The sequence below is a fragment of the Streptomyces sp. NBC_00306 genome, assembly GCF_036169555.1.
Taxonomy (GTDB): Bacteria; Actinomycetota; Actinomycetes; order Streptomycetales; family Streptomycetaceae; genus Streptomyces; species Streptomyces achmelvichensis.
In genome coordinates, this window is the sequence record NZ_CP108032.1 from 3,791,136 (window position 1) to 3,816,578 (window position 25,443).

Consider the following 25,443-nt stretch of genomic DNA (forward strand, 5'->3'; position numbering starts at 1 on the left):
AAGGCGGCTCGACCGGCGGCGTACCGGGGACGGAAGGCTGTTCGACCGGCGGCGCGGTCGAGGGCTCGCCCGCGGGCGGGCCCGGAACGGAAGGCTGCTCGCTCACAGGCGCCCCAGTTGCTGCTCGGCGAGGGCCGTCACGGCCTTCTCGGAAATCTCGCGGCGATTGCTGACGTACCAGATCTCCATGGCCACATCACCGCGACACGCGAGGACCCGGGCCCGGTACAGCGGTTCGTAACCCGCCTTGCGGACGGGTTCGTTGAACACGTACACCCGTCCGTTGCCACTGCCCGTGATGAGTTCGCCGTCGTGGCCGGCGAACTCCTCCGTCGGCATGTAGGACTGCTGGCCGGATACCCAGTCCGCGGCTGCGGTCTCTGCCGCGTCCCGGAACTGGATGAGATGGACGGTGACGAAGATGCCGCCGCGCTGCTCCCAGGCGGTCGTGGCGATACGCCGGATCCCGTGCTTGGCCAGGTAGGTGAACTGCCGGTCGGGCTTGTTGTAGTCACCGGCGTACGAGACGACCTCGGTCCACCCGTCGGACGTCACCGCACGGTCCGTCTGGGCACCCTTCGGCTTCTTGACGAGCAGCTGACGCAGATCGCCGTCCGTCGCATGCCGGCGGTTCGCGCTGACCGTCAGCGGTGTGGTGTCCGGGCCCGCCGCGACGGTCCTCGGCGTCCTCAACTCCGGCTGGGACAACGGCGCCAGCGGTGTCGGCTCACGTTCGATCTGCACAGCGTAGCCGGTCACCGTTCCGGCCAGCACCCCCAGCACCGCCGCCGCCCCGACGACCAGCGCCGTACGGCCCCGCCTGCGCGGTGCCGCCGCCTCGGGAGCCGCAGGCTCACCGGGCTTCTCTTGATCTTCCGCTATGTGCACACACAGCAGACCCACAGGCCCGGGGGTGGGTTGCACCGCCGCGCATTACAGTTCGGCATATGGCGAAGAAGCTCGTGATCAAGGTCACCGCTGGTTCCGATGCGCCCGAGCGCTGCTCGCAGGCGTTCACCGTGGCGGCAGTCGCCGCCGCCAGCGGGGTGGAGGTGTCGCTCTGGCTGACCGGCGAGTCCGCGTGGTTCGCGCTGCCCGGGCGGGCCGCCGAGTTCGAACTGCCGCACGCCGCGCCGCTGCCGACGCTCATCGAGTCGATCCAGGCGGTGGGGCTGATCACGCTGTGCACGCAGTGCGCGGCCCGCCGGGACATCACGGAGAAGGACGTCATCGAGGGCGTACGGATCGCGGGCGCACAGGTGTTCGTCAGCGAGATCATGGGCGACGGCGTACAGGCCCTCGTCTACTGAGAGCCCCGCCCGCGGCCGCCCGCAGGAGCGCAGGCCCTACGGCCGTCGGTACGGAACGGGCCGCTACGGCCGTCGGTTCTTGCCGTCCAACTCGTCCCACCAGTCGTCGGACTGCTTGTCGCCCGTGGGGTCGTCCCACCATCGGTCGTCGGGGCCGCGCCGGTTCGCGATCATCGCCGCGAACGGCGGGATGACCATGGCGACGACGCACATCCCGACGGCGACCGGCACCGACCACAGCCGCACCACGGCCCAGGCGGAGACGAACAGGACCACGCATCCGCCCATCAGCCAGAAATAGCCACGCCGACGCCGTGCGTACATGTCTCCAGCGTACGACCGAAGGGCCGCACCCCCATCCGGTGGCGTCCAACCCCCGGGGGTGCGGCCCTTGGCCGTTCAGGTGTGCCCGATCAGCGACTCAGACCGCGATCGCGACCTCGGAGAGGCCGCCGGTCTGGGCGACGACCGTACGGTCCGCCGTACCGCCCGGCACCAGGGCGCGCACCGTCCACGTGCCCTCGGCCGCGTAGAAGCGGAACTGTCCGGTCGCCGAGGTCGGGACCTCGGCGGTGAACTCGCCGGTCGAGTCCAGCAGGCGCACGTAGCCGGTGACGGGCTCGCCGTCGCGGGTCACGTGGCCCTGGATGGTGGTCTCACCGGGCTTGATCGACGAGGCGTCGGGGCCGCCGGCCTTCGCTCCACACATACTGCTCTCCAGAAAGGTCGGGGTCGGTTACTTGTTGGCGCCGAGCTCGATCGGCACGCCGACGAGGGAGCCGTACTCGGTCCACGAACCGTCGTAGTTCTTGACGTTCTCCTGGCCGAGCAGCTGGTGCAGCACGAACCAGGTGAGCGCGGAGCGCTCGCCGATGCGGCAGTAGGCGATGGTGTCCTTCGACAGGTCGACCTGCTCGTCCTCGTAGAGGGCCTTGAGCTCTTCGTCCGACTTGAAGGTGCCGTCGTCGTTGGCGTTCTTGGACCACGGGATGTTGCGGGCGCTCGGCACGTGGCCGGGGCGCTGCGACTGCTCCTGCGGGAGGTGCGCCGGGGCGAGCAGCTTGCCGCTGAACTCGTCGGGCGAGCGCACGTCGACCAGGTTCTGGGAGCCGATCGCCTTGACCACGTCGTCACGGAAGGCGCGGATCGAGACGTCCTGGGGCTTGGCCTTGTAGTCCGTGGCCGGGCGCTCGGGGACCTCGTCGACCAGGTCGCGGGAGTCGAGCTCCCACTTCTTGCGGCCGCCGTCGAGGAGACGGACGTCGCCGTGGCCGTAGAGCTTGAAGTACCAGAACGCGTACGAGGCGAACCAGTTGTTGTTGCCGCCGTAGAGGACGACGGTGGTGTCGTTCGCGATGCCCTTCGCCGACAGGAGCTTCTCGAAGCCCTCCTGGTCGATGAAGTCACGGCGGACCGGGTCCTGGAGGTCCTTCGTCCAGTCGATCCGGATCGCGTTCTTGATGTGGTTCTTGTCGTACGCCGAGGTGTCCTCGTCGACCTCGACGATGGCGACCTTCGGGTCGTCGATGTGGGCCTCGACCCAGTCGGCGTCTACCAGGACGTCGCTGCGGCTCATGCTGTTCTCCTCCGGGGCAGTGTGCGGCGGGTGATGCGAAGAGACGGGGGCGCGGTTACGCGGATGCGCGAGGGCACTGCGCTGAGCGCCGGGGGCGGCCCTGATTGACCATCGAAGGGCCCGGGGGAAACGGGAGAAAGGCTCCCGCTCAGACAGCGCGACAGAGCATGGCGGCGACGCGGCACAGGTCCACTGCCCGCCGCTTCGTGAGGTCCGCCTGTCGCTGCTTCATGCCACCGATCGTAGGGACGAGTCGGCCACCATGTCACCGGCGTGTCGGATGCTGAGACGCGATCGTCCAGCATGCGGTACGCAGACCGGTCCGGACCGCTCCCCCACGGTCTCCGGACCGATTTCCGCCTCATGTTCATCTACCCAGCGGACACGGCCGTCTCACCATGCGGCCGTGCCCCGGGCGGCGCGGGTCAGCCCGCGAGCGACACGTCCTTGCCGATGCCGGAGAACCTCAGGCCCTCCTTCGTCGCCTCCAGCTTGTCGAGCTTGATGCTGGACGGCAGACCGTCGATCTTCAGGTCGTAGTCGACGAGCTCGCGCAGCTTCTCGTCGAAGCCGGGCAGCGGCAGGGAGGGCAGCGTCTCCGCCTTCAGCCGGACCGTGGTGCCGGCATGGAGCGAGACCTTGCTGTACGTCGAGACGGTCCGGCCCTTGACCAGTCCTTCGAGCGCGCCGGGAATGTCGATGCCCGCGCCCTCCAGCAGTTCGTCGAGCGGCCCGGTGAGCTTGACCTGACCGTTGGCGGCCCGCTCGGGGCCCGCGTAGGAAACGGTGGCGCCCTTCGGGGCGGCCTTCGTCAGATCCGCGTACGAGATACGGGCGGAGCCGTCGGCGCGGCTCGCGGTCGCGGAGGAGAAGCTGCTGTTGATCCTCACATCGAGCAGTTCGGCCTTCACCTCGGTGACGTTCACCGTGTGGCCGCCGGCGCTGCCGGTGATGCCGCTGATGCTCACGTCTATCTCGTCGAGCTCCTTGCCCAGCACCTGGGTGAGGAAGGGGAAGCCCTTGATCGAGACCTCGGGAGTGGAATCCAGCCCCTGGCTGCTCTTGATCTTGTCGGCCGCTTCGGACTCGGCCATGTTCACCGCGATCCGGTCCGCGGCGACGAATATGCCGCCGAGGACGACGGCCATGATGAGCAGTATTCGCAGTGCGCGCATTGCTTCGGTGTCCCCCACCCTTTATTCGTCAGACCCCCGTGACGCCCGTGAGCCTAACCAAGACCGGACGACGCCTACTCGTCTGTGATCGACGTCCGGGCGGGGGCATTGGTTCCGCACACACGTTCCCCACGGTCACGGACCGGTCCCCACGGCCTCGGACCGGTCCCCACGGCCTCAGGCCAGTACGCGGCCGATCAGATAGACCGCGGGCGCCGCGGCCGTCAGCGGCAGCGCCACCCCGGCGGTGAAGTGGACGAAGCGGGACGGGTAGTCGTAGCTGGCCACCCGCAGACCGACGAGCGCGAGGACGCCCGCCGTGAGACCGAGCAACGCGCCCGAGGTGCCGATGTCGGTGGCGCCTCCCGCGGCGACACCCGCACCCGTGGCCGCGAGCAGCGACAGCACGACGGAGGCGACGGGGGGCAGCGGCAGGGCGCGGGCCACCGTCGCCACGGCGACGGCGATCCCGCCGATCACCACGGCGTCGTCGGCGGCCCCGAGATGGCCGGTCGCGAGGATCGCCAGGGCCGCCGACGCCACGGTCGCCATCAGGCCCTGCATCCGCTCGTCCGCGCCGGCTCGGCTGCGCAGCTGGAGGACGAGGGTGATGAGCACCCACACGCCGAGCGTGCCGACGATGGCCGCCGGTGCGTTCTCCCGGCCGACCGAGAGCACCACGACGTCGGCCGCGAGCCCGCCGGCGAAGGCGAGCGCGATGCCCTGCCGGGCGGGCCACATGCCGTTCAGCCGGAACCACCCGGCGGCCGTGACGGCCTGGAGCAGGACGAGCGGCACGAGCAGCGCGTACGGGCCGATGGCCGCGCCGGCGGCGAGGAGCAGTCCGAGAGCGGCGGTCAGCCCGGCGGGCTGGATGCCGGGCGGGATGATCGGCGAGCGGCCCTCGGCGCGGGCGCGCTGGGCGTCGGTGATCCGGGTGTTCCCGCCGACGGTGGGCGTGCTGTAGCCCGCGCCCTGCGATCCACCGGTGGCCGCGGAGCCGTCGGGCGCGGCCGGTTGGGCGGCGGGCTCGGCGTACGCGGGGGTCTCGGGCGGCAGCGAGTGGGCGCCCTGCACCGGCAGATACGCGGTGTCGGCGGCGGCCGGGGTCTGCGCGGGGGGCAGGACCGGCTGGTACTGCGTGTCCCAGGTCTCGCCCTCCCAGGTCTGCGCGGCCTGCGGGTGGGACGGCTGGGGATACCCCTGCTGCTGATGCTGCTGCGGGTACCCCTGCTGCTGGGGGTGGGACTGCCGCGAGTAAGGCTCCTGCGCGTACGACTGGTCGTAGGACGGGTCGTAGGAAGGGTCGTACCGGCCGTCGTGCGGCTGCTGCCCCTGGTACGGGTCCGGGTACTGCTGCTGCGGCGGGTACGGCTGCTGCTGCCCGTGCTGCCGGTCGGACGGATACTGCTGGTCGCTGCTCATGGTGTGCGGTTCACCCTCCTGCGAACGGCGGGAGCACCTCGACCGTGCCGCCCTCGGCAAGGCGTACGGTCTCATGGTCACGGGTCCCGACGGGATCACCGTCGACGAGGAACGAACACCTTTTCAGCACGCGCGTCAGCTCTCCCGGATGCCTCTCGCGTACCGCGTCGAGCGCTTCGGCGAGCGTCTCCGCCGCGTACGGCTCCTCCGCGATACCGGCCGCCGCCTTCGCCGCGGCCCAGTAGCGGATCGTTCCCGCTGCCATGGCGCCCTTCCTTTCGTCGGCATCCATCATGGGCCACGCCGGGACCAGCCAGTCCGCGAGACGGCCCAGCAACCGGTCGTCGGCGGCGTTCTCGGCGTGCCCCATGCCCACTTCCAGCCACAGTTCGGCGTCCCCGGCCGCCGCCAGCATCCGGGGATGGTCCAGCGGGAAGTACGGATCGCGGTCGCCGTGCACGATCAGCAGCGGGGTCGGCGCGATCAGCGGAACGGCCTCCACCGGCGAGAGCGGCACGGGGTCCCAGTCCTCGGCGTGGATGCGGGTCCGCAGCCCGTACCGGCCGACCGCACGGCCCAGCGGCCGGGTCACCACCCAGTGCAGGCGCCGCATCGGAGCCGTACCGCGGTAGTACCAGCGGGCGGGGGCGCTCACCGAGGCCACGGCGTCGGTCCGTGCCTCATTGCGCCCCCTGTGCATCGCCGCGTGCCGGAGCACGACCGAGCCGCCCATCGAGAAACCGATGGTCACCACCCGGCGGTAACCGCACGCGCGCGCCCACTCGACCGCGGCGGCGAGGTCGAGCACCTCGCGGTCGCCCACCGTCGACCGGCCGCCCGAGTTCCCGTGACCGCGGAAGGAGAAGGTGACCACGGCCGCACGCTGCGCGAAGACCGCCGCGGCCCGGCGCACGGCCGGCCGGTCCACCGAACCGGTGAAACCGTGCGCGACGACGATCGCGGTGTCACTGTTGCCTTGTACCCATGGTGTGTGGAGCGCCTCGATGCGGACCCCGTCGGCGGTCCGCAGGGTTGCGCGCCGAGGACCGCGGGTGATCGAGGAAACATCCACCATGTGAAATCAGCCCTCTGCCCCGGAACTCATGTGGGCTATTGTGCTGGGTAGAGGATCCGGGCAACGCAGCCCCCGGGTCCTTTTGCGTTTTCCGGCCGTTGTTACAGGCAGGTGAACAAAGGCTCTCAAGGGCGCGCGGGAGCCGAAGAGAACGAAGCAGGGCCGCATCACGTCCTCGCAGGGACCGAGGAGGAACCGACGTTATGGGCGAGCGAACCGTGCACGAACCCCGTCAGACGCAGACGACCTGGGCAGGTGGAGCCCGATGAGCTCACTGTTGCTCCTGACCAATGCCCTCCAGCCGTCGACGGAGGTGCTCCCCGCCCTCGGACTGCTGCTGCACAACGTGCGGGTCGCCCCCGCCGAGGGCCCCGCCCTCGTCGACACCCCCGGTGCCGACGTCATCCTGATCGACGGCCGGCGGGATCTGCCACAGGTGCGGTCGCTGTGCCAGCTGCTGCGCTCCACCGGACCCGGCTGTCCGCTGATGCTCGTCGTCACGGAGGGCGGCCTCGCGGCCGTCACCGCGGACTGGGGCATCGACGACGTCCTGCTGGACACGGCGGGCCCCGCCGAGGTCGAGGCACGACTGCGCCTCGCGATGGGCCGCCAGCAGATCACCTCCGACGACTCCCCCATGGAGATCCGCAACGGCGACCTCTCTGTCGACGAGGCGACGTACAGCGCGAAGCTGAAGGGCCGGGTCCTGGACCTGACCTTCAAGGAGTTCGAGCTGCTCAAGTACCTCGCACAGCACCCCGGCCGGGTCTTCACCCGGGCGCAGCTGCTCCAGGAGGTCTGGGGCTACGACTACTTCGGCGGCACCCGGACGGTCGACGTCCACGTGCGCCGGCTGCGGGCCAAGCTGGGCCCGGAGCACGAGTCGCTCATCGGAACCGTGCGGAACGTCGGATACCGCTTCGTCGCGCCGGAGAAGGTCGAGCGCGCGGCCGAGGAGGCCAAGGCGAAGGCGGCGGCTTCGGCCACCCGTACGGAGCAGGGAACCCCGGAGCAGGAAGCGGCCGTACGCCCTGCACACAGGTAGGTCACCACGCGTAGACTGCCGCGCGTGGCCAAGGTGACGCGGGACGATGTTGCGCGACTGGCGGGTACGTCGACCGCCGTCGTGAGCTATGTCATCAACAACGGACCCCGGCCGGTCGCCCCGGCCACGCGCGAGCGGGTTCTGGCAGCGATCAAGGAGCTGGGGTACCGGCCCGACCGGGTCGCCCAGGCCATGGCGTCGCGGCGCACGGACCTCATAGGAATGATCGTCCCGGACGCGCGGCAGCCCTTCTTCGCCGAGATGGCGCACGCGGTGGAACAGGCCGCGGCCGAGCGCGGGAAAATGGTCCTCGTAGGCAATTCCGACTACCGCGACGAGCGCGAGGTCCACTATCTGCGGGCCTTCCTCGGTATGCGGGTCTCCGGCCTGATCCTCGTCAGCCAGGGCCCCAGCGAGCGGGCCGCGGCGGAGATCGAGGCCTGGGACGCGCGAGTGGTGCTGCTGCACGAGCGCCCCGAGGCGATCGACGACGTCGCGGTGGTCACCGACGACGTCGGCGGCGCGCAGCTGGCCACCCGGCACCTCCTGGAGCACGGCTACGAGTACGTCGCCTGCCTCGGCGGCATGGAGTCGACCCCGGCCGTCGGCGACCCCGTCGCCGACCACGTGGAGGGCTGGCGCCGCGCGATGCTGGAGTCCGGCCGCTCGGTGGAGGACCGGCTGTTCCAGGCCCCGTACAACCGCTACGACGCGTATCTCGTGGCCCTGAAGCTGCTGGCCGGACCGGACCGGCCGCCGGCCATCTTCTGCTCGACGGACGACCAGGCGATCGGTGTCCTGCGGGCCGCCCGTGAACTGCGGATCGACGTGCCCGGCGAGCTCGCGGTGGCGGGCTTCGACGACGTCAAGGAAGCGGCCCTGACGGACCCGCCTCTGACAACGATCTCCTCGGACCGTCCGGCGATGGCGCGGGCGGCGGTGGACCTGGTGCTGGACGACGGTCTGCGGGTGGCCGGTTCACGGCGCGAGAGGGTGAAGCAGTTCCCCTCGGGCCTGGTGATCCGCCGGTCCTGCGGCTGCGCCTGACAGGCCCGTAGCCGGGCGAGGGGAGGCCCTTGTCCGGTGCGGGGACAGGCTCTCACCGGTTCTCGGGTGGTTCTCAGCAGCGCCTCAGACTGTTCTCATCCGGCAGGAGAACAGTCATCAGCATGACGGACCACTACCCAGCGCAGTCGCATCCGCAGCCGTACACCACCGGCGCGCACCCGTACGACACCGCCGCACCGCCGTTCGACGGCGGCCCCTCCTACCCGCCGCCCCCGCCGTACGACCCCGTCGCCCACGAGGAGCCCGCGCAGCCGGCCGCGCACCGGGCCAGGGCCAGGCGCCCCGACGCCCTCATCGCCGCCGTCGCGCTCATCGCGGCCGTCGTCGGCGGCGGAACCTCCGCCCTCGTCCAGCACTTCGCCGACAACGGCAGCGGCTCGGCCGGCTCCGCGGTCAACGGGACCACCGTGTCCCGTACGACCGCCGGCACCGTCGCGGGCGTCGCCCAGGCCGTGTCGCCGAGCATCGTGGAGATCAACGCGACCACCTCCGCCGGTGAGTCCACCGGCTCGGGCGTGATCATCACCTCCGACGGCGAGATCATCACCAACAACCATGTGATCGCGGGCGCCGACACCGTGAAGGTGCGGCTCGACGACGGCACGGCGTACACCGCCAAGGTCGTCGGCACCGATCCCGACAAGGACCTGGCGCTCATCAAGCTCGACGGCGCGAAGGGTCTGAAGGCAGCCGCGCTCGGGGACTCCGGCAAGGTCAAGGTGGGGGACGAGGTCGTCGCGATCGGCTCGCCCGAGGGGCTGACCGGCACGGTCACCAGCGGCATCGTGTCCGCGCTCGACCGCGATGTGACGGTCGCGAAGGACCAGGCCCCAGGGCAGGGCCAGGGACAGGGGCAGGGCCAGGGCCAGGGCCAGGGCCAGGGTCAGGGTCAGCAGGGCGGCGGCGGCAACTGGCCGTTCGAGTTCGGCGGGCAGGAGTTCAACGGCGACACCGGCTCCTCGAAGACCACGTACAAGGCCCTCCAGACGGACGCCTCCCTCAACCCCGGCAACTCCGGCGGCGCCCTCATCAACATGAACGGCGAGATCATCGGCATCAACTCGGCCATGTACTCACCCAGTTCAGCGACCGGTTCCACCGCGGGCAGCGTCGGTCTGGGCTTCGCCATCCCGATCGACACCGTGAAGGGCGACCTCGACGCACTGCGCGACGGCGGCAGCAACTGAGTGCGTGCGAGGCTGGTGCCATGACGACCCCCCGTGAAGGCGAACGCATCCTCATCGTGGACGACGAGCCCGCCGTCCGAGAGGCGCTCCAGCGCAGTCTGGCCTTCGAGGGGTACGGGACCGAGGTCGCCGTCGACGGCATCGACGCGCTGGAGAAGGCGGAGGCGTACGCCCCGGACCTGATCGTGCTCGACATCCAGATGCCGCGGATGGACGGTCTGACCGCGGCCCGCCGGGTGCGCGCGTCCGGGTCGACGGTGCCGATCCTGATGCTGACCGCCCGCGACACGGTCGGCGACCGGGTCACCGGACTGGACGCGGGCGCCGACGACTACCTGGTCAAGCCGTTCGAACTGGACGAGCTGTTCGCCCGGATCCGCGCACTGCTGCGGCGCAGCTCGTACGCGTCGGCCGCGGGGACGGCCGGCGAGGACGACGTGCTGGCCTTCGCCGACCTGCGGATGGACCTGGCGACCCGCGAGGTCCACCGCGGCACGCGCCCGGTGGAGCTGACGCGTACCGAGTTCACGCTCCTGGAGATGTTCCTGGCCCATCCGCGCCAGGTGCTCACCCGTGAGCAGATCCTCAAGTCCGTATGGGGGTTCGACTTCGAGCCCAGTTCCAATTCGCTGGATGTGTATGTGATGTACCTGCGACGCAAGACGGAGGCGGGCGGCGAGCCGCGTCTCGTGCACACGGTGCGGGGAGTGGGCTACGCGCTCCGCACCGGCGGCGGTGAGGGGTGACGGGCCCGGTCCACCGGTTCCGTGCCCTGCCGATCCGGTCCCGGCTCGCGCTGCTGGTGGCCACCGCCGTCGCGGTCGCCGTCGCGGCCGTGTCCGTCGCCTGCTGGCTGCTCACCCGGGCGCAGCTGAACGACGAGCTGAACACCTCGCTGAAGAACATCGGCGCGCCCCGGCAGGCGCTTCTCCAGGCGTACCAGGAGTGCCTCCAGGGGCAGAGCCCCATCGAGAACACCCCGACGTCGAACTTCGCATACGTCCAGATCGTGGCGCCGGACGGCCGTCGCTGCCCGGTCGCGTACTCACAGCCCGTGAAGGTGCAGGACGAGGACATCGCCGTCGCGGAGGGCACCTCGCGCATCGGCCTGCACGACAGCACCACCGACACGGGCGCCGAGGTGCGCGTGCGTACGGAGCAGGAGGACATCGGCGGAATCGGCGTCGCTGTGTCCGTCTCCCGCCCCCTCGCCGAGATCAACACCTCGCTGAACCGTCTCGCCCTGTTCCTCACCGCCGTGGCCGGCATCGGTGTCGTCGGCGCGGGCGCGGCGGGGCTGTGGGTGGCCCGCACCGGACTCAGGCCGGTCGACCGGCTCACCGGCGCGGTCGAGCACATCGCCCGCACCGAGGACCTGACCGTCCGTATCCCCGTCGAGGGCGAGGACGAGATCGCCCGGCTGTCGCGCTCGTTCAACTCGATGACCGCGGCCCTCGCCTCCTCGCGCGACCGCCAGGCGCAGCTGATCGCGGACGCGGGTCACGAGCTGCGGACGCCGCTGACGTCGCTGCGGACGAACATCGAGCTGCTGGCCCGCAGCGATCGGACCGGACGGGCGATCCCGCCCGCGGACCGGACCGCGCTGATGGCGTCGGTGAAGGCCCAGATGACCGAACTGGCCGCGTTGATCGGCGACTTGCAGGAGCTGTCCCGGCCCGACGCGGTCGAGGGCGGACCGCTCCAGGTGGTCGCGCTGCACGAGATCGTGGACGCGGCGCTGGAGCGGGTGCGGCTGCGCGGCCCGGAGCTGACGTTCGCTGCGGACGTCTCGCCCTGGTACGTACGGGCCGAGCCCGCCGCGCTGGAGCGGGCACTCGTCAACGTCCTGGACAACGCGGTGAAGTTCTCGCCACCGGGCGGGGTGGTCGAGGTGCGCCTCGAAGGCGGCGAGCTGACCGTACGGGACCACGGGCCGGGCATCGATGCCGAGGACCTGCCGCATGTCTTCGAACGCTTCTGGCGTTCGTCCTCGGCGCGGGCGCTGCCAGGATCGGGGCTGGGTCTGTCGATCGTGGCGCGCACCGTGCAGCAGGCGGGCGGCGAGATCGAGCTGGAGCCGGCGGCGGGCGGCGGCACACGGGCGCTGATCAGGCTGCCGGGGGCGGCCGAGCCGCCCCCGGCCTCGCTGTGACGCTCTGGCTGTGATCGCCGTCGGTCGTGAACGCCGGCCAGGGGTGTCAGTTGTGCCGGATCAGTGACTCGACGAGACCGCCGCGGGTGGCCGGGAAGTCGAGCGGGACGATCCCGAGCCCGCGCCAGCCGCTCGCGGTGCCGTCGATGAAGGAGTGGACCCGCGGGTTGAGGTTGTCGGAGTTCCAGCGCGGCGGCAGGCTCGCGGACGTGCTGACGTAGTTGATGAACAGCTTGCCGGGCTGTTCGGAGGCCCGCCGGAAGTGCGCCTCGATCTTGGGGTACTTGGCGCCCGGCAGCGCGTTCCAGTCGTCCTGGATGTCGAACAGCGCCCCGTCGGCGTAGCGCACACCGGGCAGTCCGCCGTTGTCGCCGAGGAGCACGACCTTGCCGCGGGCCTCGCCGAGGGACGGAATCCCGTCGCCGATCCGGAACAGCGGCCGCCAGCCCTTGGTGTCCAGATAGGTGTCGAAGATCCGGCGGAAGGTGGCGTCGCTGTCGCTCGAGTACTCCTGCTTGACGCGCATGAGCACGGTCTCGGACGGGTGCGCCTGGAGGAAGTCCCGGCAGGCGATGAGGACGTCGCCGAACATCATGTTCTGGAAGGCCGGGCCGTGGTGGATGGCGAACGAGTCGCCGGTGACCCGGCAGCGGACGTCGAGGAAGCGGATGCCGCTCGTCAACTGCTGGGCGATGGTGGTGTTCTGGCACTCGGCCCACGGGCCGCCGAAGCGGGCGCCGGAGTCGTGGGTGCCGGGGATCGTCAGACGCTGCAGGGCGGTCGAGTCACCGTGACCCGCCATCCAGTCCTGGGGGGAGAGGATGCGGCGCGGTGCCGCGACTGCGGCCGGTGGGGGGATGAGGGCGGTCGCGGTCAGAACTGCGGCCCCCGCGAGAAAGCTGCGTCGGTCCATGGCCCCGGATTATGGCGGGGCCACGTCAAGCATCACCAGCCTCCGGACTGGCCAGTAACAAACAGCGATTTTCGGCCGGGCCGGGCCGTGACGGGGCGCCGGAAAGCGGCGGACGGCGAACGGACCGCGGCCCTGAAAGCCGCCGGGCCCGCACCACCCGCGGCCCGCACCACCCACAGCCCGCACGACCCGTGAGGCGCCGGCCCGGCAAACGCCGGTGGGGCGGCGCGCCCGAAGGCCCGCCGCCCCACCCTTCCCGCGTCTGCCGCTACTTGACGACCGTGATCCGGCCGGTGGCCGGCGGCGCCAGCGGGGAGGCCGCCGTCGAGTGCGCGGCCAGGTAGGCGGTCAGCACATCCAGGTCGGAGGCGCCGACGAGCTTGTTCTTGTGCTCCTTCAGCACGGCGAACCCGTCGCCACCGCCCGCGAGGAACTCGTTCATCGCGACCCGGTAGGTCTTCGCCGGGTCGAGCGCCTCGCCGCCCAGCTTCACCGACGACGTCACGATCCGGTCGGCGCCCGACTTCGTCATGTCCAGGGTGTAGGTGAAGCCCTTGGACACCTGAAGGATCTTCGGAGCGGCCTGGTTCGCGCCACTGACCTGCTGCTGGAGCATGGTGACCAGCTGCGCGCCGGTCAGGTCGACGACGTTCATCATGTTGGTGAACGGCTGCACGGTGAAGGCCTCGCCGTACGTCACGACACCGTCGCCCTCACCGCCCGACGCCTTGTGCACCAGACCCGCACGGACACCGCCCGGGTTCATGACGGCCAGCTGCGCCCCGCCCTTGTCAGCGGGCGCGAGGCCCTCCAGCTGGGCGTCCGCGATCAGGTTGCCCACCGGCTTCTCGGGGGCGTCCGCCGGGTTCTCGATGTCGGCGGAGATGTAGCCCACGGGACGGCTCGCGATCGGCGCGGCCAGCGTGTTCCAGCGCTGGATCAGATTCGTCATGTCCGAGGCCTTCGCGACGTCACGGGTGACGACGTGGTTCGCGGACGCCACGGCCGTACGCACGATGTCGTTCGTGCGCCGGTCGTAGGTGAGGGTCGTGTCGGTGTAGAGCTTGCCGAACGACGCGGCCGAGGTGACGGTGCGCGGCTTGCCCGACGGGTCGGGGATCGAGCACGCGTACGCCTGGTGGGTGTGGCCGGTGACGAGCGCGTCGACCTGCGGGCTGACCTTCTTGGCGATGTCCACGATCGGGCCGGAGACGCCGTCACCCGGGCCCGGGCTGTCGCAGTTGTAGTTGTACGACGCCGAGGCGGGCGCACCGCCCTCGTGGATCAGGGCGACGATCGACTTGACGCCCTTGCGCTCCAGGACCTTGGTGTACTTGTTGATCGTTTCGATCTCGTCGCCGAACTTCAGGCCCTTGACGCCCTCGGCGCTGACGATGTTCGGCGTGCCCTCCAGGGTCACCCCGATGAAACCGATCTTGACGCCGTTCTTCTTCCAGATGAAGTACGGGTCGAGCAGCGGCTTGCCGCTCTTCTCCTTCGTCACGTTGGCCGCGAGGTAGGGGAAGTCCGCGCCCTTGAACTTCTTCCCCTTCTCGTAGCAGCCCTCGGTCGGGTGGCAGCCACCGTTCTGGAGGCGGGCCAGTTCCTTGGCGCCCTCGTCGAACTCGTGGTTGCCGACGGAAGTGACGTCGAGCTTCAGCTTGTTCAGCGCCTCGACGGTGGGCTCGTCGTGGAAGAGACCGGACAGCAGCGGGGACGCGCCGACCATGTCACCGGCCGCGGCCGTCACCGAGTACCGGTGGTCCTCGCGCGCCTGGCGCAGGTGCGTGGCGAGGTACTCGGCACCGCCCGCGTCGATCGTCCTGGTGGTGCCGTCCTCGTTGGCGTGCGTGACGCGCCCGGCCGAGCCGGCGGGCGGCTCCAGGTTCCCGTGCAGGTCGTTGAAGGACAGGAGCTGGACGTCAACGGTGCGGCCGTGTCCGTGGCCGCTCTCGGAGGCTCCTGCCGGCATCGCGGCGACCAGAGCGCCGACGGTGGTCAGGCCGGCGACCGCGGCGAGTATGCGGCTGCGGTTTCTGTGCGGTGTCGCTGACATCTGTCCCCTTGTAGGTCTCAGCGTGTCTGAGGGTGCGAGCGGCAGCCTAGAGTCAACGCGCGTAGCGCGACAGGGGTGTACGGGTTACGACCTGATTGCCTTCGCGACAACCGCCCCCGGCCGGACCATTGCCGTCCCGCGTGCCACCCGCGGTCCGCGCCCCCCGCCGTACGCTCTCCTCATGACGACTGACGCGGTGATTCCGGAGCCCGGCCGGCAGATCCTGACCTATGACGAGCTGACTCCCGAGCAGGCGGAAGCCGTACTGGGTCTGCTCGCCGAGGCCGCCCGCAGCGACGGGATGCAGGCCGTCTCCGAACAGGGCCGGCTGCAACTGCGCGGCGGAAAGCGGGACGGCGTACGGCACTTCCTGCTGACCGTCGGCGACGAACTGATCGGCTACGCCCAGCTGGAGGACACCGATCCGGTGGAGGCCCCGGCCGCCGAACTCGTGGTCCACCCGAGCCACCGGGGCCGCGGCCACGGCCGGGCCCTGGGCAGTGCGCTGCTCGGCGCCTCGGGCAAGCGGCTGCGGGTGTGGGCGCACGGCGGGAAGTCGGCGGCCCGGCACCTGGCCCAGGTCCTCGGGCTCAGCCTCTTCCGCGAACTGCGCCAACTGCGCCGCTCCCTGAGCCCGCTCGACATCCCCGAGCCGGTGTTCCCTGCCGGGGTCACGGTGCGCACCTTCGTCCCGGGCCAGGACGACGCGGCCTGGCTCGCGGTGAACGCCGCGGCCTTCGCCCACCACCCGGAGCAGGGCTCGCTCACCCAACGGGACCTCGACGACCGCAAGAACGAACCGTGGTTCGACCCGAAGGGCTTCTTCCTGGCGGAGCGCGACGGCGAGATCATCGGCTTCCACTGGACGAAGGTGCACGCGGAGGAACACCTGGGCGAGGTGTACGTGGTGGGCATCCGCCCCGACGCCCAGGGCGGCGGACTCGGCAAGGCCCTGACCGCGATCGGCCTCCGCCACCTCGCGGCCCAGCAGATGCCGACGGCCATGCTCTACGTGGACGCGGACAACACTGCGGCACTGGCCGTGTACGAGCGGCTGGGCTTCGTCACGCACGAGGTGGATCTGATGTACCGCGCGGAGTCCTGAACGAACCTGCGGAAGGGGGCGGTTGACACCGCCCCCTTCTTCGCGCGAGCCCTACGGGAGGGCCGTAAGCGCCAGTTGACGGGCAGTGTGCGACCCGGGGCGGTACGACCGGTGTCGTCTCCCGCTTCTCTCGCGCACCGGCGGCACGCACCGACGGCTGCGGCCATGTCCACCCGTCCCCGCCGGACCGGCTCGCGGGGTGATCCGCATGATCGCCCCCCACGGCCCGACGGAACCTCGCCATGCGGCACCGACCGTCCCCACCGGTGCCTGGACGGCGCCGCCCCGCCCCCGGTCCGCCGCGCTCATCCGGTTCGGCACGGCCGACCCGCGTCCCGATCGGTCCGGCCCGTCGAGAGCGGTCCCGCCCTCACCCTTGCCCTGCCGGCTCCGCCGTCGCATTCTGGCTGCTGCGCCGGCGCCACGGCTGACCGCACACCCCCGGCGACCTGCCCGCGCACGCCGCCGGACCCGCAGGAACGCCCCTGAGGCCCGTGCCGGACCCCTCGCGCGACCCCGGGGGGTCCCGCCGCGCTTTCCCGCGCGTCATGTCGTCGTTACCGGCCATTCAGACGCCCTTGCGACCCTCTCTCAATGCAGCCCGCCGTGCCCGCCTCCCCCAACGGCAGATTCCACCTCGATCCGGCACCCTCCGACGCGCCCGTCATGCCCACTACGCGGAAGAATGGGTCCATGAGTCAGCAGCCCGCCGAGGTACCGGTCCAGCACCCCCAGCCGTCCGTCGGTTCCATAGCCGCGCACCGCCCGCACACCGTCGCGGCCACGGTGTCCGAGCTGGAACCCGACCTCGACGCCGATCTCGACGGCTACGAGGAGGATCACGACGGATCGGGCGCCGAGCTGCCCCAGGGACGGTTCCTGGACCGGGAGCGCAGCTGGCTCGCGTTCAACGAGCGGGTCCTGGAGCTCGCCGAGGATCCGGCCACCCCGCTGCTCGAACGGGCGAACTTCCTCGCCATCTTCGCGTCCAACCTGGACGAGTTCTTCATGGTCCGGGTGGCCGGCCTCAAGCGCCGTATCGCCACCGGTGTCGCCACCCGTTCGGCCTCCGGCCTCCAGCCGCGCGAGGTCCTCGATCTGATCTGGACCCGCTCCCGCGAGCTGATGGCCCGGCACGCCGCCGCCTACCAGCAGGACGTCGCCCCGGCGCTCGCCGAGGAAGGCGTCCACCTCATCCGCTGGCCGGACCTCACCGAGAAGGAGCAGGCGCGGCTGTTCACGCTGTTCCGGCAGCAGATCTTCCCGGTGCTCACGCCGCTGGCCGTCGACCCGGCGCACCCCTTCCCGTACATCTCCGGGCTCTCGCTGAACCTCGCCGTCGTCGTCCGCAACCCGGTCAGCGGCCACCGCCACTTCGCCCGGGTGAAGGTCCCGCCCCTGCTCTCCCGCTTCCTGGAGGCCTCGCCGCAGCGGTACGTACCGCTGGAGGACGTCATCGCGGCCCATCTCGAGGAGCTCTTCCCCGGCATGGAGGTGCTCGCGCACCACATGTTCCGGGTGACCAGGAACGAGGACCTGGAGGTCGAGGAGGACGACGCCGAGAACCTCCTCCAGGCCCTGGAGAAGGAGCTCATGCGGCGCCGCTTCGGGCCGCCGGTGCGCCTGGAGGTCGAGGAGTCCATCGACCCGTACGTCCTGGACCTGCTGGTGCGCGAGCTGAAGGTGTCCGACGCCGAGGTCTACCCGCTGCCGGGCCCGCTGGACCTGACCGGACTCTTCGGCATCGCGGCGCTGGACCGGCCCGAGCTGAAGTTCCCCAAGTTCGTCGCCGGCACCCACCGGGAACTCGCCGAGGTCGAGTCGGCCTCCGCACCCGACATCTTCATGGCGCTGCGCGAGCGCGACGTCCTGCTGCACCACCCGTACGACAGCTTCTCCACCTCCGTGCAGGCCTTCCTGGAGCAGGCCGCAGCCGACCCGGACGTGCTCGCGATCAAGCAGACCCTGTACCGGACCTCCGGCGACTCGCCCATCGTGGACGCGCTGATAGACGCCGCCGAGTCGGGCAAGCAGGTCCTCGTCCTGGTCGAGATCAAGGCCCGCTTCGACGAGCAGGCCAACATCAAGTGGGCGCGCAAGCTGGAGGAGTCCGGCTGCCACGTCGTCTACGGACTCGTCGGCCTCAAGACCCACTGCAAGCTGTCCCTGGTGGTGCGCCAGGAGGGCGACACCCTGCGCCGCTACTCGCACGTCGGCACCGGCAACTACCACCCGAAGACAGCCCGGCTGTACGAGGACCTGGGGCTGCTGACCGCCGACCCGCAGGTCGGCGCCGACCTCTCCGACCTGTTCAACAGGCTGTCGGGCTACTCACGGCGAGAGACCTACCGCCGGCTGCTGGTCGCGCCCAAGTCCCTGCGCGACGGCCTCATCGCGCGCATCAACAAGGAAGCGGCGCACCACCGCGCCGGGCGTCCCGCGTACGTCCGCATCAAGGTCAACTCGATGGTGGACGAGGCGGTCATCGACGCCTGCTACCGGGCCGCGATGGCGGGCGTGCCGGTCGACATCTGGGTGCGCGGCATCTGCGCGCTGCGCCCCGGCGTCACCGGGCTCTCGGAGAACATACGGGTGCGCTCCATCCTCGGACGCTTCCTCGAACACTCCCGGATCTTCTCCTTCGGCAACGGCGGAGAACCCGAGGTCTGGTTCGGCAGCGCCGACATGATGCACCGCAACCTCGACCGCCGTATCGAGGCTCTGGTGCGGGTCACCGACCCCGCCCACCGCGCGACCATCACGCGCCTCATGGAGACCGGTATGTCCGACTCCACGTCCTCCTGGCACCTCGGCCCGGACGGCGCATGGACCCGGCATGCGACGGATCCGGAGGGCCAGCCGCTGCGGAACGTACAGGAGATGCTCATAGACGCCCGGAGGCGCCGGCGTGCACAGCCCTGATCTCTCCCGGGAGGACGCACCCGCCGTCCCGTCCGGCCACCCCACCGCGGTCACCGCGGGCGAGGCTCTCGCCCGGTACCTGAACGCGCGGGCGGGCGACTTTCTGCGCAGCCTGCGGCTGCACGGCGAGAGCGGTTCGGACACGGCGGGTGTGGCCGAGGCGGCCGGGTCGCTGCGCATGGCCGCCCGCCGTATCAGCGGGACCCTGCACACCTTCCGGCCGCTGCTCGACCCGGGCTGGGCGGACGATCTGCGGACCGAGCTGGCCTGGCTGTCCGCCACGCTGGCGCAGGAACACGCCTGCACCTCGCGGCTGAACCGGCTGCTGAGCGCCCTGTCCCGGCTCTCGGGCGCCGCTCCGGTGCCGTCGGCCAGGGGTGAGTTCCTGGTGCTGGACGGCGCCATGGGCCCCCAGGCGACGGACGCGCCCCGCCCCTCCGGCAGTCTCACCGTGGGCGCGGCCCGCGCGGGTGCGCTGCTGGAGCGGCAGCTCACCCTGGCCCGGACGCGCGCCCACTCCGCGGCCCTCCAGGCGCTGGGCTCCTCGCGCTTCCACGGCGTCGCCGACGCCGTCGCCGTACTCGCCTCCGAGCTGCCGCTCGGCCCCGTCGCGGGCGCCCCGGCCTCCGAGGCCCTGGCCCCCGCCGCCGAGGTCGCCGAGCACCGGCTGGTGGACGCGGTCGCCGCACTGCCGCTGTCGCGTGCGGGCCACCCGTACAACGCCGAGGCCCTCGTGCACGGCCTCGCCACCGCGTCGGCCGGAGAGGCGCAGGACGCGCCCTGGCACCAGGTCCGCCAATTGCTGCGGCTGCACCGGTACGCCCAGGAAGTGCTGTGCCCGAACGCGGATCCCGTGCTGGGCCGCGCGGGTCTGGTGCTCGACCGGCACCGCGACGCCGCCGAGGCGGCCGCCGCTGCCGCCGCCGCGGCCCGCACCCCCCGGATCGCTCCGGCCACGGCGTACGCGCTGGGGGTGCTGCACGCGGACCAGCGGCACGAGGTGGAGGCGGCCCGGTTCGCCTTCCAGGAGGTGTGGCGGACCACCACCGCGGTATCCGCGCCATGAGGACCCGGGGCCGGGTCCTCGATGCGGTTCATGAGGACGGGCTCATGGGACCGGGCACAGGAGGCGAGCCATGGAGGCGGCTCATGAAAGCGGGCTTGTGATGAGCGACAGCACGGTCCATGCGGCGGGGTGCGTTCTGTGGCGCCGGGCCCCGTACGACGAGGGCCTGGAGATCTGTCTGGTGCACCGGCCCAAGTACGACGACTGGTCACACCCCAAGGGCAAACTGAAACGCGGTGAGGACACCCTCGCCGGTGCGTTGCGCGAAGTGCTGGAGGAGACCGGTCACGCGTGTGTCCCCGGCGCCCGGCTGCCGACCGCGCGCTACTTTGCGAACGGGCGCCCGAAGCAGGTCACGTACTGGGCGGCCGAGGCGACGACGGGGTCCTTCACCCCGAGCGAGGAGGTGGACCGCATTCTGTGGCTGCCGCCCGCCGCGGCACGCAACCGGCTGACGCAGCCGCGGGACCGCCAGCTGCTGGACGCGCTGCTCGACGCGCTGCACTCGGCCTGATGGACGAGGCTGGGACGTAGAGGCCGAGCGGCGATGGGCACGACCCGGGAGCGGAGAGGCGAGGTCCGGGAGTCCGAGGCCGGAGCCGCCGGGAGCCGCCCTGACCCGTCCTGCCGGCAGTCCCCGACCCTCACCAAGCTGTCGCTCGACGGTCCGCCGACCTGTGCCGGACAGACGTACGGACGGTCACCGGGACAGGGGTACGGGCGAACGGAGCGCGACCGTCCGATCCGCCGCGCCACCAGGCACCCAGCCGCCCGACACGGTTCACCTTCCGTTCACTCTCCACCTTGGGCCGCTTCACCTGATCTGCCTAATTTCGGCCTTACACGGTGACCGGCAAAGGGCCGGCTCCCCCCACCCCGACACACGCCGCACTGAACGTCCCCGACTCAGGTCAACGTCCGGCGGCTCCTGGAAGGAACACCCGAAAGTGAAGCTTCAGCGCAAGAACGGGCTTCGCGCCACCGCGCTCGGCGCCCTCGCCGTGACCGGCGCCCTGGTCCTCACGGCGTGTGGTTCGGACGACAACGCGGGCGGAACCGGCGGCACCGGCGAGAAGACCAACGCCGCGTCGAACATCAAGTGCGACGACGCCAAGGGCAAGCTGCCCGCCTCCGGTTCCAGCGCTCAGAAGAACGCCATGGACCTGTGGGTCAAGAACTACATGGCGGCCTGCTCCGGCGTGGAGGTCAACTACAAGTCCTCCTCCTCCGGTGAGGGAATCGTCGCCTTCAACCAGGGCACGGTGGGCTTCGCCGGATCCGACTCGGCCCTGAAGCCCGAAGAGGTCGAGGACTCGAAGAAGATCTGCAAGGGCGGCCAGGGCATCAACCTGCCCATGGTCGGCGGCCCGATCGCGATCGGTTACAACCTCTCCGGTGTCGAGGGTCTGAGCCTGGACGCCCCGACCGTCGCCAAGATCTTCAACAACAAGATCAAGAAGTGGAACGACCCGGCGATCGCCGCTCTGAACAAGGGCAAGACGCTCCCGGACAAGGCGATCCAGGCCTTCCACCGCTCCGAGGACTCCGGCACCACGCAGAACCTCGGCAAGTACCTCGGCAAGACCGCCAAGGCGGAGTGGCCCTACGAGGCCGAGAAGAGCTGGCCCGCCCCCGGCGGCCAGGCCGCGTCCGGTTCCTCCGGTGTCGCCGCCCAGGTCAAGCAGGTCGACGGCGCGATCGGTTACTTCGAGCTCTCCTACGCCAGCTCGCAGTCCATCCCGACCGTGGACATCAACACCGGTGCCGCCGCTCCGGTGAAGGCCACCTCCGAGAACGCCTCCAAGGCCATCGCCGCCGCCAAGGTCAAGGGCACCGGCAAGGACCTGGCTCTCGACCTCGACTACACCACCAAGGCCGAAGGCGCCTACCCGATCGTCCTCGTGACCTACGAGGTCGTCTGCGACACGGGCAACAAGGCCGAGACGCTGGGCACGGTCAAGTCCTTCCTGACCTACACCGCCGGCGACGAGGGCCAGAAGGTCCTCTCCGAGGCCGGCTACGCGCCGATCCCGGCCGAGATCAACGCCAAGGTCCGCGAGACCGTCGCGGGTCTGAAGTAACGCAACCGGCCGGCGGAGGCCTTCGGGCCTCCGCCGGCCACCTCATCCGGTGCACCGCCGCCAGGGGAGTCCTGCCGCTCCCCCACCACAGACCGGAAAGACCATGGCTTCGACCACATCCATAGACGCACCCCCTCCAACGCCGGCTCCGCCGGTCAACAGGAAGAAGGGTTCCACCGGCCGCACCGGCGACAAGGTCTTCCTCGGCCTGTCCCGCGGTTCGGGCATCCTGCTCCTGGTGATCATGGCGTCGATCGCCGCGTTCCTCACCTACCGCTCCGTGCTCGCCATCTCCGCGGACGAGGGCAACTTCCTCACCACGTTCGAGTGGAACCCGGCGGGCGACCCGCCGGTGTTCGGCATCGCGGTCCTCCTCTTCGGCACCGTGATCAGCTCGATCATCGCGATGGCGATCGCCGTCCCGATCGCCGTCGGCATCGCGCTGTTCATCTCGCACTACGCGCCGCGCAAGCTCGCTTCCCCCATCGCCTACGTGGTCGACCTGCTGGCCGCCGTGCCGTCGATCATCTACGGCATCTGGGGCGCGCTCTTCCTGGTCCCCTACCTGGAGGGCCTGAACCTCTGGCTCGACCAGTTCTTCGGGTGGACCTACCTCTTCGAGAAAACCGAGGTCGGCGTCGCCCGCTCGCTGTTCACCGTCGGCATCCTGCTGGCGATCATGATCCTGCCGATCGTGACCAGCGTCAGCCGCGAAGTCTTCCTCCAGGTCCCGAAGATGAACGAAGAGGCCGCCCTCGCACTCGGCGCCACCCGCTGGGAAGTCATCCGCATGTCGGTGCTCCCCTTCGGCCGGTCCGGCGTGATCTCCGCCTCGATGCTCGGCCTCGGCCGCGCACTCGGCGAGACGATGGCCGTCGCCACGGTGCTGTCGCCGAGCTTCCTGATCTCCCTGCATCTGCTCAACCCGGGCGGAGGCACCTTCGCCCAGAACATCGCGGCGAAGTTCGACGAGGCCAACGAGTTCGGGCGGGACGCCCTGATCGCCTCCGGTCTCGTCCTCTTCATCCTCACCCTGCTGGTCAACGGCGCGGCCCGCCTGATCATCGCCCGCCGCAAGGAGTACTCGGGGGCCAACGCATGAGCCAGACAGCCATACAGGACAGGCCCACCCCGACGCCGCCGGTCCGCAAGAACGGCCTGCGCAGCCGCTCCCTCCCCCGCTTCGCGCCGCTCGGCTTCGCCGTCGTCGCGATCGCGCTCGGTGTCGGCCTCGGTCTCGCCGCCGGCTGGGAGAGCCGCATCCAGTGGGGCCTGATCTCGGCCCTCTTCTTCGTCGTCATCTCGTACGTCGTCACCACGGTCGTCGAGAACAAGCGACAGGCCAAGGACCGTCTGGCCACCAGCGTCGTCTGGGTCTGCTTCGTCCTCGCCGTCATCCCGCTCTTCTCGCTGATCTGGGTGACCGTCAGCCGCGGTATGAAGGTGCTCGACGGGTACTTCCTGACCCACTCGATGGCCGGTGTCCCCGGCTTCGAGGCCGGCGGCGGTGTCTACCACGCCATCATCGGCACGCTGGAGCAGGTCGGTATCGCCACCGTGCTCTCGGTGCCGATCGGTCTGCTGACCGCGATCTACCTGGTCGAGTACGGCAAGGGCACGCTGGCCAAGGCCGTCACCTTCTTCGTCGACGTCATGACGGGCATCCCGTCGATCGTCGCGGGCCTGTTCCTCCTCTCGATCATGCTGCTGTTCGAGCTGGAGCCCTCCGGCCTGATGGGCGCGCTGGCACTGGCGATCCTCATGGTCCCGGTCGTCGTCCGCTCCACCGAGGAGATGCTCAAGCTCGTTCCGAACGAGCTGCGCGAGGCTTCGCTGGCCCTCGGTGTGCCGAAGTACCGCACGATCCTCAAGGTCGTCATCCCGACCGCGCTCGGCGGCATCACAACCGGTGTGATGCTCGCGATCGCGCGTATCGCGGGTGAGACCGCGCCGATCCTGCTGCTGGTCTTCGGCAGTCAGCTGATCAACAGCAATCCTTTCGAAGGCGCCCAGTCCTCTCTCCCCTTCTACATTTGGGAGCAGTACCGGGTGGGCAGCGAGGCGTCGTACGACCGCGCCTGGGCCGCCGCCCTGGTGCTGATCGCCTTCGTCATGATTCTCAACCTGGTGGCCCGCGGCATCGCCCGCTGGAAGGCCCCGAAGTCCGGTCGCTGAAGCGTCCATGAAAGCGAAGTGATCCCCATGGCCAAGCGAATCGACGTCAGCGGCCTCTCTGCCTTCTACGGCTCCCACAAGGCGATCGAGGACATCTCGATGACCGTGGAGCCCCGCTCCGTGACGGCCTTCATCGGCCCGTCCGGCTGCGGCAAGTCCACCTTCCTGCGCACCCTGAACCGTATGCACGAGGTCACCCCCGGCGGCCGCGTCGAGGGCAAGGTGATGCTGGACGACGAGAACCTCTACGGCTCCAGCGTCGACCCGGTCTCCGTGCGCCGTACGGTCGGCATGGTCTTCCAGCGTCCGAACCCGTTCCCGACGATGTCCATCTACGACAACGTCGCCGCCGGTCTGCGCCTCAACCGCAGCTACAAGAAGAGCGAGCTCAACGCGGTCGTCGAGAAGTCGCTCAAGGGCGCGAACCTCTGGAACGAGGTGAAGGACCGCCTCAACAAGCCCGGTTCCGGCCTCTCCGGCGGTCAGCAGCAGCGTCTGTGCATCGCCCGCGCGATCGCGGTCGAGCCCGACGTCCTGCTGATGGACGAGCCCTGCTCGGCGCTCGACCCGATCTCGACCCTCGCGATCGAGGACCTGATCGGCGAGCTGAAGGAGCGCTTCACGATCGTCATCGTGACGCACAACATGCAGCAGGCGGCGCGGGTCTCGGACCGTACGGCGTTCTTCAACCTCTCGGCGGTCGGCCAGCCCGGAAAGCTGATCGAGATAGACGAGACGGAGCGCATCTTCGCGAACCCGTCGGTGCAGGCGACCGAGGACTACATCTCGGGCCGCTTCGGGTGATCACCGCTCCCGCGGTGATCCCGGGTGGACAGCGCCGGCACCGGCTGCCGGCGCCCGGCAGCCCCGTCGCCCCCTAACACGTCTCGCGGTGCTGCATGGCGGTGCCACCGCAAGACGAAGGGCCCGCCCCCTTTCCCAGGGGGGCGGGCCCACATGTCTTTCCAGTCTCTGCCGTACGGGCGCTCACACCGGGCCGGCGTCTTCGAAGGGGGCGAGCCGTCCGGGGCGGGGAAGTGGTACGGCTGCCTTCCGGGCCGGCCTCTCAGGCCGTCGTCCGGGCCGGCTCCCAAGCCGTCGTCCGGGCCGGC

At 70.5% G+C, this 25,443-nt stretch carries 24 protein-coding genes and 1 pseudogene; 14 read left to right on the forward strand and 11 right to left on the reverse strand.

Going from position 1 to position 25,443, the window contains the following annotated elements; all coding sequences use genetic code 11:
• Positions 1 to 102 precede the first annotated feature (102 nt).
• Positions 103 to 888, reverse strand: a complete 786-nt coding sequence (locus OHA05_RS16805) for a hypothetical protein (protein WP_328861054.1) — start codon at positions 886 to 888, stop codon at positions 103 to 105.
• A 59-nt stretch (positions 889 to 947) separates the two neighbouring features.
• Between OHA05_RS16805 and OHA05_RS16810 the strand changes: the two genes are divergently transcribed.
• A complete protein-coding gene (locus tag OHA05_RS16810) occupies positions 948 to 1,310 on the forward strand; it encodes a DsrE family protein (RefSeq protein ID WP_313945539.1) in 363 nt (120 codons plus the stop codon).
• 63 nt (positions 1,311 to 1,373) lie between these two features.
• Here OHA05_RS16810 and OHA05_RS16815 read toward each other — a convergent pair whose 3' ends face one another.
• The 8 genes and pseudogenes from OHA05_RS16815 to OHA05_RS16845 all read right to left on the reverse strand — a co-directional run.
• Positions 1,374 to 1,634, reverse strand: coding sequence for a DUF3099 domain-containing protein (locus tag OHA05_RS16815; protein WP_313945538.1), 261 nt, complete (start codon positions 1,632 to 1,634; stop codon positions 1,374 to 1,376).
• A gap of 97 nt (positions 1,635 to 1,731) precedes the next feature.
• Positions 1,732 to 2,019, reverse strand: a complete 288-nt coding sequence (locus OHA05_RS16820; protein WP_313945537.1) for a DUF1416 domain-containing protein — start codon at positions 2,017 to 2,019, stop codon at positions 1,732 to 1,734.
• Positions 2,020 to 2,046: 27 nt separating this feature from the next.
• Entirely contained in the window at positions 2,047 to 2,886 is an 840-nt protein-coding gene (locus tag OHA05_RS16825) for a sulfurtransferase (protein WP_313945536.1), read from the reverse strand.
• A 148-nt stretch (positions 2,887 to 3,034) separates the two neighbouring features.
• Positions 3,035 to 3,118, reverse strand: coding sequence for a putative leader peptide (locus tag OHA05_RS38250; RefSeq protein WP_350807544.1), 84 nt, complete (start codon positions 3,116 to 3,118; stop codon positions 3,035 to 3,037).
• Positions 3,119 to 3,311: 193 nt separating this feature from the next.
• Entirely contained in the window at positions 3,312 to 4,061 is a 750-nt protein-coding gene (locus OHA05_RS16830) for an LmeA family phospholipid-binding protein (protein ID WP_313945535.1), read from the reverse strand.
• Positions 4,062 to 4,238: 177 nt separating this feature from the next.
• Positions 4,239 to 5,486, reverse strand: coding sequence for a hypothetical protein (locus tag OHA05_RS16835; protein WP_328861055.1), 1,248 nt, complete (start codon positions 5,484 to 5,486; stop codon positions 4,239 to 4,241).
• 10 nt (positions 5,487 to 5,496) lie between these two features.
• A complete protein-coding gene (locus OHA05_RS16840) occupies positions 5,497 to 5,781 on the reverse strand; it encodes a MoaD/ThiS family protein (RefSeq protein WP_328863412.1) in 285 nt (94 codons plus the stop codon).
• 6 nt (positions 5,782 to 5,787) lie between these two features.
• A pseudogene (locus tag OHA05_RS16845) lies at positions 5,788 to 6,561 on the reverse strand (alpha/beta hydrolase); the annotation flags it as partial.
• A 265-nt stretch (positions 6,562 to 6,826) separates the two neighbouring features.
• On the opposite strand from OHA05_RS16845, the gene OHA05_RS16850 reads away from it, so the two are divergent.
• The 5 genes from OHA05_RS16850 to OHA05_RS16870 all read left to right on the forward strand — a co-directional run bounded on the left by OHA05_RS16850 (position 6,827) and on the right by OHA05_RS16870 (position 12,013).
• Entirely contained in the window at positions 6,827 to 7,606 is a 780-nt protein-coding gene (locus OHA05_RS16850) for a winged helix-turn-helix transcriptional regulator (protein WP_313945533.1), read from the forward strand.
• Positions 7,607 to 7,630: 24 nt separating this feature from the next.
• Entirely contained in the window at positions 7,631 to 8,653 is a 1,023-nt protein-coding gene (locus OHA05_RS16855; RefSeq protein WP_313945532.1) for a LacI family DNA-binding transcriptional regulator, read from the forward strand.
• A 122-nt stretch (positions 8,654 to 8,775) separates the two neighbouring features.
• Positions 8,776 to 9,861, forward strand: a complete 1,086-nt coding sequence (locus OHA05_RS16860) for a S1C family serine protease (RefSeq protein WP_328861056.1) — start codon at positions 8,776 to 8,778, stop codon at positions 9,859 to 9,861.
• A gap of 20 nt (positions 9,862 to 9,881) precedes the next feature.
• A complete protein-coding gene (locus OHA05_RS16865; RefSeq protein WP_313945530.1) occupies positions 9,882 to 10,607 on the forward strand; it encodes a response regulator transcription factor in 726 nt (241 codons plus the stop codon).
• On the forward strand, positions 10,604 to 12,013 hold the full coding sequence (locus OHA05_RS16870) for a sensor histidine kinase (protein ID WP_328861057.1): 1,410 nt from the start codon (positions 10,604 to 10,606) through the stop codon (positions 12,011 to 12,013). The genes OHA05_RS16865 and OHA05_RS16870 overlap by 4 nt, the downstream gene beginning before the upstream one ends.
• A 46-nt stretch (positions 12,014 to 12,059) precedes the next feature.
• Here OHA05_RS16870 and OHA05_RS16875 read toward each other — a convergent pair whose 3' ends face one another.
• Together OHA05_RS16875 and OHA05_RS16880 are read right to left on the reverse strand one after the other, a co-directional pair.
• Positions 12,060 to 12,926 carry a phosphatidylinositol-specific phospholipase C gene (locus OHA05_RS16875; protein ID WP_313945528.1) on the reverse strand — a complete coding sequence of 289 codons (867 nt, stop codon included), beginning with the start codon at positions 12,924 to 12,926 and terminating at the stop codon, positions 12,060 to 12,062.
• 268 nt (positions 12,927 to 13,194) lie between these two features.
• Positions 13,195 to 14,982 (reverse strand): bifunctional metallophosphatase/5'-nucleotidase, encoded by a 1,788-nt coding sequence (locus OHA05_RS16880; RefSeq protein ID WP_328861058.1) that lies wholly within the window; start codon positions 14,980 to 14,982, stop codon positions 13,195 to 13,197.
• Between the two features lie 181 nt (positions 14,983 to 15,163).
• Between OHA05_RS16880 and mshD the strand changes: the two genes are divergently transcribed.
• The 8 genes from mshD to pstB all read left to right on the forward strand — a co-directional run bounded on the left by mshD (position 15,164) and on the right by pstB (position 25,135).
• Entirely contained in the window at positions 15,164 to 16,087 is a 924-nt protein-coding gene (mshD, locus tag OHA05_RS16885; RefSeq protein ID WP_313945526.1) for a mycothiol synthase, read from the forward strand.
• A gap of 693 nt (positions 16,088 to 16,780) precedes the next feature.
• Positions 16,781 to 19,009: an RNA degradosome polyphosphate kinase gene (locus OHA05_RS16890; protein ID WP_313945522.1), complete on the forward strand. Its 2,229-nt coding sequence runs from the start codon at positions 16,781 to 16,783 to the stop codon at positions 19,007 to 19,009.
• The gene (locus OHA05_RS16895) at positions 18,996 to 20,075 is read left to right on the forward strand and encodes a CHAD domain-containing protein (protein ID WP_443043709.1); all 1,080 of its coding nucleotides are present in this window, start codon (positions 18,996 to 18,998) and stop codon (positions 20,073 to 20,075) included. The genes OHA05_RS16890 and OHA05_RS16895 overlap by 14 nt, the downstream gene beginning before the upstream one ends.
• 100 nt (positions 20,076 to 20,175) lie before the next feature.
• On the forward strand, positions 20,176 to 20,589 hold the full coding sequence (locus OHA05_RS16900) for an NUDIX hydrolase (protein WP_313945521.1): 414 nt from the start codon (positions 20,176 to 20,178) through the stop codon (positions 20,587 to 20,589).
• Positions 20,590 to 21,022: 433 nt separating this feature from the next.
• On the forward strand, positions 21,023 to 22,156 hold the full coding sequence (gene pstS, locus OHA05_RS16905) for a phosphate ABC transporter substrate-binding protein PstS (RefSeq protein WP_328861059.1): 1,134 nt from the start codon (positions 21,023 to 21,025) through the stop codon (positions 22,154 to 22,156).
• Between the two features lie 103 nt (positions 22,157 to 22,259).
• Positions 22,260 to 23,258, forward strand: a complete 999-nt coding sequence (gene pstC, locus OHA05_RS16910) for a phosphate ABC transporter permease subunit PstC (protein WP_313945519.1) — start codon at positions 22,260 to 22,262, stop codon at positions 23,256 to 23,258.
• Positions 23,255 to 24,331 (forward strand): phosphate ABC transporter permease PstA, encoded by a 1,077-nt coding sequence (gene pstA / locus OHA05_RS16915; protein WP_328861060.1) that lies wholly within the window; start codon positions 23,255 to 23,257, stop codon positions 24,329 to 24,331. Before pstC ends, pstA begins: the two co-directional genes overlap by 4 nt.
• Before the next feature lie 27 nt (positions 24,332 to 24,358).
• The gene (gene pstB, locus OHA05_RS16920; protein WP_313945517.1) at positions 24,359 to 25,135 is read left to right on the forward strand and encodes a phosphate ABC transporter ATP-binding protein PstB; all 777 of its coding nucleotides are present in this window, start codon (positions 24,359 to 24,361) and stop codon (positions 25,133 to 25,135) included.
• Positions 25,136 to 25,443 lie beyond the last annotated feature (308 nt).

Excerpts from the sequence above, each read along its gene's own strand:
- OHA05_RS16880 (WP_328861058.1), bottom strand. The coding sequence starts at position 14,982 with ATGTCAGCGACACCGCACAGAAACCGCAGCCGCATACTCGCCGCGGTC.
- OHA05_RS16835 (WP_328861055.1), bottom strand. The coding sequence starts at position 5,486 with ATGAGCAGCGACCAGCAGTATCCGTCCGACCGGCAGCACGGGCAGCAG.
- OHA05_RS16840 (WP_328863412.1), bottom strand. The coding sequence starts at position 5,781 with ATGATGGATGCCGACGAAAGGAAGGGCGCCATGGCAGCGGGAACGATC.
- OHA05_RS16875 (WP_313945528.1), bottom strand. The coding sequence starts at position 12,926 with ATGGACCGACGCAGCTTTCTCGCGGGGGCCGCAGTTCTGACCGCGACC.
- OHA05_RS16900 (WP_313945521.1), top strand. The coding sequence starts at position 20,176 with ATGAGCGACAGCACGGTCCATGCGGCGGGGTGCGTTCTGTGGCGCCGG.
- mshD (WP_313945526.1), top strand. The coding sequence starts at position 15,164 with ATGACGACTGACGCGGTGATTCCGGAGCCCGGCCGGCAGATCCTGACC.
- OHA05_RS38250 (WP_350807544.1), bottom strand. The coding sequence starts at position 3,118 with ATGAAGCAGCGACAGGCGGACCTCACGAAGCGGCGGGCAGTGGACCTG.
- OHA05_RS16890 (WP_313945522.1), top strand. The coding sequence starts at position 16,781 with ATGAGTCAGCAGCCCGCCGAGGTACCGGTCCAGCACCCCCAGCCGTCC.
- OHA05_RS16865 (WP_313945530.1), top strand. The coding sequence starts at position 9,882 with ATGACGACCCCCCGTGAAGGCGAACGCATCCTCATCGTGGACGACGAG.
- pstC (WP_313945519.1), top strand. The coding sequence starts at position 22,260 with ATGGCTTCGACCACATCCATAGACGCACCCCCTCCAACGCCGGCTCCG.
- OHA05_RS16820 (WP_313945537.1), bottom strand. The coding sequence starts at position 2,019 with ATGTGTGGAGCGAAGGCCGGCGGCCCCGACGCCTCGTCGATCAAGCCC.
- OHA05_RS16830 (WP_313945535.1), bottom strand. The coding sequence starts at position 4,061 with ATGCGCGCACTGCGAATACTGCTCATCATGGCCGTCGTCCTCGGCGGC.
- OHA05_RS16810 (WP_313945539.1), top strand. The coding sequence starts at position 948 with ATGGCGAAGAAGCTCGTGATCAAGGTCACCGCTGGTTCCGATGCGCCC.
- pstA (WP_328861060.1), top strand. The coding sequence starts at position 23,255 with ATGAGCCAGACAGCCATACAGGACAGGCCCACCCCGACGCCGCCGGTC.
- OHA05_RS16850 (WP_313945533.1), top strand. The coding sequence starts at position 6,827 with ATGAGCTCACTGTTGCTCCTGACCAATGCCCTCCAGCCGTCGACGGAG.
- OHA05_RS16815 (WP_313945538.1), bottom strand. The coding sequence starts at position 1,634 with ATGTACGCACGGCGTCGGCGTGGCTATTTCTGGCTGATGGGCGGATGC.
- OHA05_RS16860 (WP_328861056.1), top strand. The coding sequence starts at position 8,776 with ATGACGGACCACTACCCAGCGCAGTCGCATCCGCAGCCGTACACCACC.
- pstB (WP_313945517.1), top strand. The coding sequence starts at position 24,359 with ATGGCCAAGCGAATCGACGTCAGCGGCCTCTCTGCCTTCTACGGCTCC.
- OHA05_RS16825 (WP_313945536.1), bottom strand. The coding sequence starts at position 2,886 with ATGAGCCGCAGCGACGTCCTGGTAGACGCCGACTGGGTCGAGGCCCAC.